Origin of the sequence: Corynebacterium sp. MSK041 (genome assembly GCF_030232265.1) — a bacterium.
In the GTDB taxonomy this organism is placed as follows: Bacteria; Actinomycetota; Actinomycetes; order Mycobacteriales; family Mycobacteriaceae; genus Corynebacterium.
Map to the genome: position 1 here is coordinate 206496 of NZ_JASPJK010000003.1, position 12977 is coordinate 219472.

At 57.5% G+C, this 12977-nt stretch carries 10 protein-coding genes and 2 pseudogenes; 3 read left to right on the top strand and 9 right to left on the bottom strand.

All coding sequences use genetic code 11. The features are described from left to right. Positions 1 to 5: 5 nt before the first annotated feature. The 5 genes from QP968_RS04870 to QP968_RS04890 form a co-directional block, all read right to left on the bottom strand. Positions 6 to 3302: an ATP-binding protein gene (locus QP968_RS04870; RefSeq protein WP_284855284.1), complete on the bottom strand. Its 3297-nt coding sequence runs from the start codon at positions 3300 to 3302 to the stop codon at positions 6 to 8. Next, a complete protein-coding gene (locus QP968_RS04875; protein WP_284855285.1) occupies positions 3299 to 3913 on the bottom strand; it encodes a DUF4194 domain-containing protein in 615 nt (204 codons plus the stop codon). Before QP968_RS04875 ends, QP968_RS04870 begins: the two co-directional genes overlap by 4 nt. Then, positions 3910 to 5376: a DUF3375 domain-containing protein gene (locus tag QP968_RS04880; protein WP_284855286.1), complete on the bottom strand. Its 1467-nt coding sequence runs from the start codon at positions 5374 to 5376 to the stop codon at positions 3910 to 3912. The genes QP968_RS04875 and QP968_RS04880 overlap by 4 nt, the downstream gene beginning before the upstream one ends. 158 nt (positions 5377 to 5534) lie before the next feature. Next, complete coding sequence (locus QP968_RS04885) at positions 5535 to 6200, bottom strand: hypothetical protein (RefSeq protein ID WP_284855287.1); 666 nt, start codon at positions 6198 to 6200, stop codon at positions 5535 to 5537. A gap of 188 nt (positions 6201 to 6388) precedes the next feature. Then, positions 6389 to 7384, bottom strand: a complete 996-nt coding sequence (locus tag QP968_RS04890; RefSeq protein ID WP_284855288.1) for a hypothetical protein — start codon at positions 7382 to 7384, stop codon at positions 6389 to 6391. Between QP968_RS04890 and QP968_RS04895 the strand changes: the two genes are divergently transcribed. Then, positions 7383 to 7643 (top strand): hypothetical protein, encoded by a 261-nt coding sequence (locus tag QP968_RS04895; RefSeq protein WP_284855289.1) that lies wholly within the window; start codon positions 7383 to 7385, stop codon positions 7641 to 7643. The two genes, QP968_RS04890 and QP968_RS04895, sit on opposite strands and share 2 nt — an antisense overlap. 442 nt (positions 7644 to 8085) lie before the next feature. Further along, positions 8086 to 9314 (top strand): IS3 family transposase gene (locus tag QP968_RS04900; protein WP_284855290.1). Its coding sequence is split into 2 segments (ribosomal slippage): positions 8086 to 8362 and positions 8362 to 9314, totalling 1230 coding nucleotides; the frame shifts between segments, so codons are not numbered across the junction. Between the two features lie 23 nt (positions 9315 to 9337). On the opposite strand, the pseudogene QP968_RS04905 reads toward QP968_RS04900, so the two are convergent. The 4 genes and pseudogenes from QP968_RS04905 to QP968_RS04920 all read right to left on the bottom strand — a co-directional run. Then, a pseudogene (locus tag QP968_RS04905) lies at positions 9338 to 9838 on the bottom strand (transposase); the annotation flags it as partial. A gap of 146 nt (positions 9839 to 9984) precedes the next feature. Continuing rightward, a complete protein-coding gene (locus QP968_RS04910; protein ID WP_284855291.1) occupies positions 9985 to 10320 on the bottom strand; it encodes a hypothetical protein in 336 nt (111 codons plus the stop codon). 255 nt (positions 10321 to 10575) lie between these two features. Beyond that, positions 10576 to 11376: an RHS repeat-associated core domain-containing protein gene (locus tag QP968_RS04915; RefSeq protein ID WP_284855292.1), complete on the bottom strand. Its 801-nt coding sequence runs from the start codon at positions 11374 to 11376 to the stop codon at positions 10576 to 10578. 134 nt (positions 11377 to 11510) lie between these two features. Beyond that, positions 11511 to 12374, bottom strand: a pseudogene (locus QP968_RS04920) (IS3 family transposase); the annotation flags it as partial. A 118-nt stretch (positions 12375 to 12492) separates the two neighbouring features. Here QP968_RS04920 and QP968_RS04925 point away from each other — a divergent pair. After that, on the top strand, positions 12493 to 12977 hold a 485-nt coding region (locus QP968_RS04925; protein WP_284855293.1), incomplete at its 3' end, for a transposase.

Genomic DNA, 12977 nt, shown 5'->3' on the forward strand with positions numbered 1-12977 from the left:
AGGCACTACCCATCGTGGGTATCGATGAACTCGAAGGTGGACCGTGCCTGTGGCGTTTCGGTGTAGTTGACCACGATGGTCCCGTCGACGTACGGCGACAAAGTCTTGATCAGCTTCATCGGCGTGGCCAGGATCATGTGGAACCCGAAGCTGGTGAACACGTCCATCGCGGTGCGGGTGAAGGTGGGGTCAGCGCGGTCAAAGGCCTCATCCAAGACAACGGTGGCGTAGGTGGGCACGCCAGCGTCCACGCCGGCGAGGCGGTAGCGCAGGGCGGCGGCGAGGCAGAAGAACACGAGTTTCTGCGCCTGCCCACCGGACAGAGAAGCGGAGTCGACGTGGGTGTTGTACACCTCACCATCCGCATCGATTTCATTGCCCACGAATTTCACGTGACGGCGGGTATCCAGAACCAGGTTGCGCCAGCGGGTATCCGCGCGTTCAGAGGAGGCGAGCCGGTCCATGATCTTTGCCAGCCGGTGGTAGCGCTCGATCGCTTCGCTTTCATCCGCGGCGCTCAGACTGCCGGCGGTTGCGTCGCGTAGGTCTTGCTGGAATTCGCGGACTTCCGGCCCACGGTTATCGCGGACCTCGATTTGCAGGTAGCGGCCGCCGCCTTCGGGGGTGTACGGGGACCGTTTCAAGGACGCGTTGATCGGGCCAAGGTTCGTTTCAATATCGCCCTTCGCCCGCGCTAGCTGGGTGGATATGTGGCTCAAGTGCATGACGGACTGACCGTTGAGCAGCTCGAGGAAGCGGCCGCGGAATTCCGGCAGGCGGTCTGCACGTAGCGCTTCAAGGCGGTTGATGGCCTCGCCCGCAAACTCCGGTTCGGCGCGCAGTTCAGCGGATTCGGAGGGCCACCCGGCGAGGTAGCTGGTCAAGATATTGCCAATCTTGGTGTTCGCGCTGGTTATGGCTTGGGCGGCGCGTTTGAGGGTGGAGTCGAGTTCGGCCTGGACTTCGTCGGAAAGCGAATTGATGTTCTCGCGTGTGAGGCGGCGCTTGCGGCTTTTCAGCTTGTCCTCCAACTCGTGGAAAAGTTCCGGGTCGACCTCGATGTCAGTGAGCTCAACTTCCGCAAGTCGCGCCTGAGCTGCAGCGATGTTCGTGTCCGCAACCGTGATCTGGCGCTGTACCTCCTGCAGCTCCGCTTCGGTGGCCTGCGAGGTGGCACGCGCAAGCTCGTAGGCCTCGCTCAACTGCCGCGCCTCGGGCGAGGATGTGAGAAGCTCCAGCTCCCCTCGCAACAGCACCAATTGTTTCTCGACGCTCCCCTTATCCACCTCCCCCCACTCCGTCTCCGCAATCAGTTTCACCTGCTCGAGGCGATGCTGCAGGCTATCGCGCTTGCGCTGCAGTTCCTGGACTCGGTTTAAGGCTGCTGTTGTTTCCTGGCGGGCCTCTTTCAGCGAGCTGCGTAGCGATTCCACCTTGGCGTGGTTCGAGGAACCCAGACGGTAATCACGGCGCTGGCCGAGCGGGCGGCGATCATCCTTGATGTAGCGCGTGGACATGGTGCGGTCGCGCACGTTGCGCTCCAAGCCGTCGATGGTGGCAGCGCGCTGGGTTTGCTGCTCCAGCTCTTCGACGGTACGAACGAGCGCGTAATCAAACGTGCTGGCCAGGACCTGCTCCAGCCAAGGCTGCATTGGACCGTCCACCACAGTGATCTTGTGGAAGAGGCTGGCGGTGTTCTTCGGCCGCCTTGGGTGCGTCGCACCGGGCGGCACCGTGCGGTACTCCAACCTGCGGCCCAAACGTCGGCTGTTGACCCAACTGTTCACTGCCCGCTCATGTTCCTCAGGCACCAGCAGTGTGATGGCAAAGTTGGACAGCAGCCGCTGAATCACGGGCTCCCATTCCGCCTCGTGCGCCACTACATCAATCAATTCGCCCACGAAGGGCAGTTCGTGGACAGCGATGTTCGTGTCATGGCACATCTGCGCGCGCAGGTCAATGAAGCCTTGGTCAATGTTGTTCTCACGCTTCCCCAGGCCCATAAGCTCTTGCTCGATTACGTGTTCCTGGTATTCAAGCTGCTGTTTGTGGGCGCGTGCATCCGACCACGCAGCGTCTAAAACTTCGCGCTCCGCAGGAGCTTCCTCAACCTCACGGCGCGCCTGCGCCTTCAGCTCCGCGAACGTGTCTGTGGTCAGCTCATCAACACCAAGGATCTGCTGCAGCTGCGTGGCCTTCGTTGTGCGCGCCTGAAGCACCTCCTGCTCACGGTCGATGCGTTCACGGAGGGCCGTGACACCCTCTCCTTGAAAACCCCCAAGCTTCGCGTAAGCCCGTTGCTTCGCTTCCTGCTGCGCCTCTTTACGCTGGGTAAGTGCACTTTCCTCAACCTTGACGGCCTCTCGTTGGGCCTTATATGTCGTGATGGCATCGCGCAGCTCAGCGGCCTCAATCGCACGGCGTACAGAGGGCAGCGCGGCCGCTAATGCCTCCGCGTGGGCGCGCTCAACTTGTGCACCCTCGAGTGTGGCCTGCAAACCCGGAAGCGGGGCCAGGGCGTCAATCTGGCGGTTGAGGTCCTCCAGGCGCTCGTAGGCATACCGCAAATCACCGTGCGTGGCCACGGCCTCATCCGCTAATTCAAATGTTGACGGCCGCTCCAGCATGTAGTCCCGGAACAGCTCATCCATGCTGCTCAAGGACTTCGCGGACTGGGTGCGATGTAGCAGCATCTGCGCATCCTCACCATCAATGCCCAGGCGCGCGCGGAAACGGTTAGCAAACACCGAATACTGGTCCGTGAACGTCACACCGTTGCTTGGTGTTTTGAACTGCTGTTCCAGCTTGCGTTTATCCAGCGAGTTCACCAGGTGTGGCATGAATGTATCCACGTCCACCTCGTCTGGGAAAATCCCGTAAAGCGTTTTTACCTGGGCTTCAGAGTTCTGTCCTGCATTCAGGCGGAAAATTGCCACCAACGTGTATGTTTCGCTCTTGCTGCGATACGTCATCGCAACCACAGTCGCGGTAGCACCTTCCCGCAGGTACTGGCTCCGGATCTCCCCCGTGGTCGGGTCTTCGCTCCTCCGCCAGGCACCACGTATATAGGACACGCGGCTGCGGCCCTTATCCCGGTTCGTATCCTGCTGCGCCGCAGCGTTGTAACGGATTTTGGATTGGGGGACGAGGATGGTGGAGAAAGCGTCGATAAGCGTGGACTTGCCCGAACCCGACGCACCTGTAATGAGGAAACCTTTCTGGCCCACGGGAATGTCAAAGTACCCGTGGAACGTCCCCCAGTTCACCAGCTGTACGCGGGCCAACCTGAATTGCTCGGTCACTGATTTTCTCCCTCAGCCTCTTCTGCTCCAGCCAGGCGCAGGTACTCTTCGCGCAGCGCGTAAACAGTGTCCGCGTCAAAAATATGGCGTAGCACCGGTGAGACCACGTAGCGGCCGTCTGTCTCTGTCTCCGTGAGCAGGCTGTACTTGTTCTTGATCGTGTTGATCGCCGCATCAAAACGGCGCTTAAACCCAGCCTCATCGCGGTTATCCACCGCCCGGACGTACCCAATCGCGGTGTACAGCTCATCCTCACCCACCACCACGCGCTCACCGGGCGTACTCATGCCCAGCTCATGGCGCAGCTGCAGAAGGATCGCTGTTTGCAGGTGCGTCAGGGCATCCGTGCGCAGCACCGGCGGGACGTGCACATCATCATTATCCGGGCGCACGTGCCGGGTGAACGCGATGCCGGCCTCCTCATCAATGACCAACTCCAAGAACACATCGTGCAGCCAGCTGCGCAACGCCTCCTTGTCGCTCAAGATGGCGTTCCACGTGTCCTTCTTCCTGTCTGCACTGATCAGCGGCCCTTTGAGCAAATCCACCAACGCCCGGCGCGACTCATAGGACAACGTTCCCGTGTCCCCGCTCCACAATGCTTCCGTCATCGCATCTCCTCTACTGATGTGGCATCGAAGGTCCATAGCGGGATCGCCGCTACGCGCACAGACCCATCATCTTCCTCAAAGCGCACTGTTTCACGCCCATCCAACTGAACACCAAACTGCATGGCCAGGTACACCGTCCCCACCACCGATGCCAGGCCCTGCGTCGCGGGGTGGCGTCTAAGCACATCCGCGATAGAGGGTTTGCCCTGTTTGTGGACGGCCTCAGCGATTGCGTCGGAAAGCTCCTCAAGGTCAATCTCCGATTCACGCACGAGTTCAAGCAACGCCTCGGCATCCCCCTCCGTGGCCTCGAAGCGCTCCACATCCGACGTGATCACCTCCGCCCCCGGATCCGCCAACTTGATCTGGGCGACAGAATTCACAGCCATGCCGATCCGCTGCAGCGGTGTATCCATCCGCTTCGTCGGCGAAAGCTCTTCAGCCTCCGCCGCATCCGCCGCAAGCTTGCGCGTGTCTCGCAACAGCTCGATCATCCGACGGTCCTCCGCGAACTGCTCACTCGACACGTAGTTGCGCAGGTTCCGCGCCAGCCGTGTCATCATCCGATTAACCTCATAACCTGCGTCTTCCAGGTTGCGGAAAAGATTCCTCAACTGCGAACGCGTCTCCTGGTCCAGCACACCACCATCAACGCGTTCCAAGATCTCCGCGATCCAGGACTCCACCCACGCGCCATGCTCCGCGTCCACCACCAGCCGGTAAAATCCGTTGAAGCTCCGCCCGGCATCTGATTCCGAAATCACATCCACACCGGCGAAGATTTCCTCCAGCACATCACCCCGGTTACCCTCCGGATCCAGCAGCTGCCTGCGCAAATCCAGGTTCAGCACTTCCAACTGGTGCCGCACACGCGCAAAATCACTCGGGATCGCCGACGCCATGCCCAAAATATCGCCCACCCGCTCCTGCACGCTCGCATTCGAAGGCAGCTCAAACTCGCCGCGCTCCACGCTCGCGATCAGCTCATCCACGCGCTCACGCTGCCGATACAGATGTTCCAGACGCGTCGCAATATTCGGGTCCGTGTCCCGCGCGAGGTCCTGCAAAGCATTGCTTATCGACGCCACCCTACTCGCCGTCACCGCCGAATACGGACCCCCAACCCGGTCCATCATCTGCAGCGCCAACAGCCCGTCCTCGCTCGGCTCCAGCGTCTCCCCCGTCACCTGGGTGCCCGATTTGCGGACCAGCCACCCCGCCTTCACCCAATCATTGCAGTACGCCTGCGGGGTCTTCGGCAGGTCAAAGGTGTCGCGCAGCAGCGAAAAATCGGCGGCCATCCGCTCATAGACTTCGCTGGCAGGCCTCGGCTCGGCGCCGCGCGGGAAGTAATCAGCGATCAAGGCCAGGACCACAGGCGCATGGTCAGCGTGCAGGAGGCGCACTGCCGCCGACTGTTCCTTCTGGCGCTTGAATGTCAGCGCCCGGGCCTGAAGAGCCATACGTCGATCTTATGAGCAGGACCCCGCCCCCGCTAAACGACGCCCCGCTGGCCCCATGTTCACAATTCCCGGGAGCTGAGGGCACGCGACCGGGCAAAGCTCCCCCCCCTAATGGCAACTAATGGGGCGCAGTTCACAGCAGTTCAGTGCAAGTGCGTTTATCGTTGGCGTGGTGTCCACGTAGTCAAGCTGGCGATATCCTTTTGGTGGGCGACCCACCCTTTAATCAAACGTGCAACTTCATCACTCGACGGAGTGAAAGTGAAGAACTGTTCACCTGTATCCGCATTGCGGTATTCTACAGCCCAGTCCTGGTTCTCAGCCTCCCACCGCGCACGGATATGACTGGTACGCACATCATCATAATCATCCTCCTCATCATCACTGTTGCGTTGAGAAACAACAATAAAACTCTCACTCCCTTTAGGGATGGTGATGTTGGTCATGAACTCGAGCCTCTCATCAACCAGTTCCGGGGAATAATACGGCAGATCATCTTCGTAGGTGCGAATGCGATGAGTGGGACGTTCCGTACCACGGGTGACAACGTAACTAAATTTGGGCACCGCAAGGCACACATGGTTCTCAATGGCAATCTTATCCCGATTCTTTGCAAGTGAACTGGGGTATGGGTGGTTGACAGTCAACCCGATAATCCCATCCCCAATGACCTCAAAACTAGGGATGTACTCACCAAGGACTTGTTCACCGAAGCGCTCCAACGCCGGAGTAGAACGAGGCGGCAGCGCCAAACGCTGCGGCACACTAGGCAACAAAAGCTTCTCTGCAGTTGGCTCAACCGCAATAATGTCAGGCAAGGTCATTACCATCATCCTTTTTCAAAATCAGGTGATCATGGTCTTCAGAAAACACTATCTTCACAGGACTTAATCCCCACCAAACGGGCAACTTCTGTTGCAATGCTTTCACTCATAGAACACACTTTCTAGCAACTGGAAGGAAACAGCCACAACAGTCTCGCAGTGTCTAACCTGGCCCTAGTGTTACAACGCTAATAAGGCTGGTTGGGATTTTGGTACCGGATGGTGCCATCTTCCAAGATCGTGCCATCACTTAGACGCACCGCTGCAAGCCCCCACAGCTTCGCTTCATCACGAATACCAAACTCACTCATCGAATCATCTTCAAGATTCAAACGTAAATCCACAAAGTTCCTGCCACGGCCGAGCACAGTGGCAACATCATCCCAACGGTGCGTAACCATCGCAATAGCATCCGTCAACACCGCAGAATCATCAGCATCAAAACTCATCGCCTGATACCTCTCGGAACTCAACGCCTGCCCACCAGTATCAACATAACGATAATTCTCAATCGGATAATCAGGGTGAATCTCCCCATACCCGGGCTCATAGCCCGCAGAGGCACCAAGCGTGGTCACCTTCACCGTCGCAGTGAAATCACTAAACGCCATACGATCATCCGTTACAGCATTATTCGCCCGGATGACATACGTGCCGGGCTGCGTTTCATCAATAAGCATCGCCTGATTGCCATAATTAAACTCGAACTGGTCCCCAAGACGAGGATCAAGCCACGCGTTTGTCACCAACACCACCGGGTCATCACCAAGCTTGTCAACAATAATCCACCCCCGGTTAGCCTCCCCATGAACCCCAATAACAGTCTCGGCTTTATCAACACCGGTGAACCGAAAACTACACCGAATTGCACTCAACTGGATAGCAACCTCACCTACAGGATGCGGGGAATCAAACTCCCACTCAATCAGGGTTTCCACCCCCGGCTCCGGAAACACCCGCAAGCCCAGATGCAGAGTCTTCCCCTCAAACTCAATAGTCCTCGCCCGTGGATCCTTGGACGTGGCCTCCATAAACATCTCATTGAAAGTCTTTGACATGGTCTTCCTCTCTATTTCGGCGATATGGTCAGTACCCAGGGTGACGATACGGGTCGATTGCTGCATGATCTTGGGACCAACGAGCAACCAATTCTTTCCCTCCATCACGGTAAGGAATCGGCTCATGACTGACCTCCATGGTTTCCCAACCACCACTGTCAGGCATGGCATCCTGCTTTTTACTATTGACTCGCTGTGGTCCTTGCCCCTTCCGCATCCGCTCCACTGCATCCTTGCCATATGCGTCGGCGTTAAAGGCGGCTTCGTTCTTCCAGAACCGCGCTCGCTGCGTACTTCTGCTAGGTGCATCACCGTTTTTCATGACGTCAGCGTGATGGTCACCCACTTTCCAACGCCGATCTCGGTATTTTTCTGTGGGTGTTGAGTTCCGTGCAAGCGCTTTGTGCGGATCGTGCAACCCGAGGTAGTCATACCAGTGGGAGGCATGGTCGACGTAGCCTTGAGCCGAAGCGATCCCAGGCCTAACGCCTAGTGGGTCTTGGGCGTTGTAGACGCCAGCTTTCGGATTGTAGTATCGATAGCGATTGTAAGCTCAGCCCGACTCGGTATCCATGTACTGGCCAGCGTACAAGAGTGGTGACGAGGCTGATCCGTTCCAAATGCGCACACCGTAAAGAGTTTGGGTTGCTTGTCCAACGACCTGGCCTGACAAAGGGTCAATCAGTTCTTGCGGAGAACCTGCCAAGTCGGTTGTGATCAGAATGAACCGTGGCTCTAATAGTCCGCACTTAGCAGGGTTTTGCTCAATCTCGCTTACTGAAGTGTCCTGGGTTTAGTTCCGATCGTTTCTAGAGGAGGATTGGATCATGCCTAGGAAGTTCAGTGACGAGTTCAAGGACAAGGCGGTGAGGTTGGCCGAGGAGCTCGTTGAGCTTGAGGGGTGTTCGAAGTGGGCGGCGGCGGAGGAGATCGGCGAGAAGCTCGGCGTCTCGGCGCACACGTTCAACAACTGGTTGAAACCTGTCAAAGCGTCCCCCGACGTTCAGCGGAGCACTGGCGAGTCGGTTGACGACGAACTGAAGCGTCTGCGGCAGGAGAACAAAGAGCTGCGCAGAGCGAACGAGATCTTAAAGACCGCGTCAGCTTTTTTCGCAGCGGAACTCGACCGTCCCACCAGAAGATGATCGAATACATCGACACGTATCGCGATCGCTTCGGGGTCGAGGCCATCTGTCGCACGTTAAGGCAGACAGAATGTGGGTTTATCACCTCTCGCGGCTACCGAGCAGCGAAAACACGAGCCCCGTCGGCCAGGAGCTTGTCAGACGCGCTGCTTATCCCCGAATTGGTGAGAGTCTTCGAGGACAACTTCAGCGTGTACGGGGTACGCAAGATGTGGAAGGCCATGCAGCGCGCTGGCTGGGACATCGGTCGGGATCAGACGGCACGGTTGATGAAACTCGCCGGCATCCAAGGCCGCAGAAGGGGCCGCACTCCGATCACAACGCTTCGGGCTGATGTCCTGGATCGTCGCCCTGATCTGGTGAATCGTGACTTCACCGCGTCAGCGCCGCACCGGCTGTGGGTCGCTGACATCACCTACGTGCATACCCTGTCGGGGTTTGCGTGCACCGCGTTCATCACCGATGTGTACTCCCGCAAGATTGTCGGGGTTGCCACCAGGGCGAGCATGCGCACCGATGAGCTGCCTCTTGAGGCTTTTGAGCACGCTCCTTATCAGGCAGGTGATCTTCGTGCTGAAGGACTAGTCCACCACAGCGATCGCGGCTCGCAGTACGTGTCCATCCGCTACGGTGAGGCGCTCGCTCAAGCTGGGATCGATCCGTCCGTTGGCACCGTCGGCGATTCCTACGACAACGCGTTGGAGGAAACGGTCAACGGTCTCTACAAGACCGAGCTGATCTATCCCCACCGGCCGTGGACGTCGGTTGGGGAAGTCGAAATCGCGACCCTTCGCTGGGTGTACTGGTGGAACAACCACCGCCTGCACGAGTCATTGGGATACATCACCCCACAAGAGATGGAAGACGCCTACTATCAACAATCACACGCCCAGCCGTTGGGCGTTCAATAAGCGGAACGAAAACCAGGACGCTTCACCGTGCTGATCGTATCCGGGCTCATATCCACCCCCAGCGTGGTCGCGAGGTGGTGCTGGATATCACGCACCGTCATCCCGCCGGCGTACAGCGAGATGATCATGTCATCGAGCTCAGTGAGCCTACGGGCACCTTTTGGCACCATCTGCGGGCGAAACGTACCAGCACGATCCCGTGGCATGGTGATATCTCGCACACCATAAGCAGAGCCGACAGTTTCGGTGTAGGACCCGTTGCGGTAGTTCGCCGCACCAACAGCATCCATCTGGGCTTTCGCTTTACGATCCGAATGCTCATAGCCCAGGTGAGCTTCCATTTCCGCCTGCAAACCAGCGTTGATCGAGGCCTGCAAAAGCCCTTTGACCAAATCGCTAGCATCATCGGCAGAAGTCGACAGCTCACCAATCAGCTTGGCGATCTCAGGGTTATCCATCAGCTTTGCACTGATCTCATTGACCTTGTCCTGGTCATAGTTTTTCTTCGGTGACACCGTAGTCATTATCGGTGAAACTCCTTCTGAATCAGAGCCTCACACACAAACTTCCTAACACCCCCCAGACCGCCAACGAAAAAGAAACAGCTGCCTAACCATCAGGTAGCTCGACTACACGTCCACCATTTGCGGGCAACCCCGTCTCAGGCGGGCTAGTAGGACTCGCTGTCCATCATCGCTTTGTGCTTTTGCCACGCCTGCTCAATCTTGTCAGGTGTCATCTCCGGATTGTCGCCGTACCGCAACACGCTGATCTGATCCAATGAGGTCAACTCCTGCATACTCGCCTTCAACGCATTAAAGAAAGTATCAAGGTCCCGTCGCCGGACATCGAGACCGAAGTACTCAGGAACATCCTGACGTCGGTACTCCACATGCTGATCATTAAGCCCCGATTCGAAGAAAGAATACAACCGTTGACCAGGCAACTCACTATAGTCAACCACGAAATCCAAGGAATCAAAATCAACCAACTGCGAAAGAAACACGCCCGGGGCTCGTTTCGTGTTCGAATAATCCTCATTTACCCACGCGACAGGAGCGAATGAGACACCGAGGAAAGAAAACTCCTTGACCCGGTTGTCATAATCCATTCGCACGAACCAGACCAACTCTCCCGATCGCATCGACCACACAAACGAACCACCCACAAGAGAACTATCTACCCGCGAAAAATGCTCGTCCAAACAATCAAGCAACACATCCCGAAAGCATTTAGATTTCATCGCTCATCCTCTCATTCGTCACGGCTTATAGAAATCGAGCACGTATTGAACAGTCGGCGGAGTTGCCCCATATTGCTCGGCGATGCCTCGGTTGTAGCTCTCAGCATACTGTTCGTACTTCGCTAACTGAGCCTTCCCTTTGGCCCTTCCGCTTGGCGTATCCGGCTTAAACTCTCGAACTTCGGTGATGAATCCTTGCTCGTTGGCTGTGTGGGCATCTGGCCGGAACTTTCCTTTGGATCCCGGTAGCTGCCTATCCACAGTAAAGCCATTGGCTTCCATTACACCGGAATAACGTTTATGTACATTGGTTCCGTACCTTGCGTCCGGATTCGTGCCCGTGAATTGCCCCTTAGCGTTTCGTCCTTCGTAGATCGGATGAGGGCCTGGTAGGGCATCGTGAGCACTGTGCAGTCCGAGATAATCGAACCAATGCGCCGCATGGTCGACATAACCTTGAGCAGAGGCAAGACGCGGTGCCACTCCGAGGGGGTCCTGCGCATTGTATATACCCGCGTGCGGGTGGTAGTAGCGGTACCGGTTGTAAGCCCAGCCAGATTCTGTATCAAAGTACTGGCCAGCGTAGAGCAGGGGCGAGGAAGTGTGCCCCTGCCAGGTCCGTTGCCCGTAAAGAGTTTGGTTTGCCACTCCGCTCACCGAACCGGTCTCTGGGTCAACAATCTCTTGCGGGGATCTCGCGAGGTCTGTCACGACGAACTCAAACTTCGCTTTAACGAGCAGTTGCTGATGTTCGGATTGACCAACTTTTGCACTAAGCACGATCTGCCCGCATAGTTCTCCGGAAGCGGGATCGTTCACCCACACGTACCCATCACCGGTGATTGACTTGTTAGAATCAGCGGGACGTGATGACCGGTTTGTCCTCGGAAGCTCGCCATCGGAACTATGGGGTTGCCCGCAAATGGTGGACACGTAGTGGAGCTACCTCATGGTTAGGCAGCTGTTTCTTTTCCGTTGGTGGTCTGGGTGATCTGGTGCTCGAAGTCGACGGGGCTGACCATACCGAGCGCGGAGTGGCGCCGACGGCGGTTGTAGACCACTTCAATCCAGCGGGCGACACCCGTGCGTGCAGCATCCCGGGTAGGCCAGCGTTGCCGGTCGTAGAACTCAGTCTTCAACGTCGACCAGAAGGACTCGGCCATCGCGTTATCGAAGCACACCCCGGTACGCCCGACGGACTGGGCAATGCCCATCTCGCGGCAGACGTCCCAGAGCTGCTCGCTTGTAAACTGTGCTCCACGGTCGGCGTGAAACACCAGGCCATCAGGAACCTCACCGCGTAGCGTATACGCCATCCGCAGGGCCCGTTCGACCAGGGAAGTATCTTGCACACTATCCATAGCCCAGCCCAGCACCCGGCGGGAATGACCATCACGGACCGCACACAAGTACAACCAGCCTTCACCGGTGCGCAGGTAGGTAATATCCGACATCCACACCCGGTTCAGCCCACCGGCATCAAACATGCGCTTGACCAGGTCAGGAAGCGTGGACGTACGCTTGGACTGAATCGTGGTCACCGGGACGAAGGCACGCGGTGAAATCCCCTCAATGCCCATCAGACGCATCCGCTTGGCCACGGTCTTCCGGTTGAGCGCAATGCCGTAGCGCTCGGCGAGTTCTGCGGTAATGCGCGGTGCACCGTAGACCTGATCGGAGTCTGTCCAGATCTGGTGGATCTTGCGGTCAACATCGTCATAAAACGCTGCCCGATCATCGTTACCTAAGCGTCGTTGCTGCTGCGTGTGGGACCATTTGTAGTAGCCAGATCGAGACACCTTCAACAAGCGTGCCAGGTTGCGTCCCTTAGTGTGGTGTAACGCTTGCTGATGGTGGACCCTGGGAAATACAGGGGCGGCCACCGCCAGTAACCTTTCGACTCAACTACCACATCTCGCCGAAAGGAACATGACGATGACCGCTGCACCGCATTCTATCGACCCGACAACCTATTTGGACGATCTGCTCGCCCAAGCATCTCCAGATTTGATGCGCCAAATGCTGCAAGGGTTTATCAACCAGATCCTCTCCGCCCAGGCTGACACCGTCTGCGGGGCTGAATACGGGGTCGCTTCTGCCGAGCGGGTCAACCACCGCAACGGGTATCGCCACCGCGACCTTGATACCCGTGTCGGCACGATCGACGTGGCAGTACCGAAGCTGCGCCACGGCGCGTTCTTCCCAGACTGGCTGTTAGAGCGACGCTCACGAGCAGAACGGGCACTATCGACCGTGATCGCCACCTGCTACCTCAAAGGGGTCTCTACCCGCAGGATGAATGATCTAGTGGCAACGATTGGGATTTCAAACCTGTCGAAATCACAAGTCTCACGCATGTCGGAAGAACTCGACGACATGGTCGCAGACTTCAAAAACCGCCCACTCGACCCCGGCGGGTA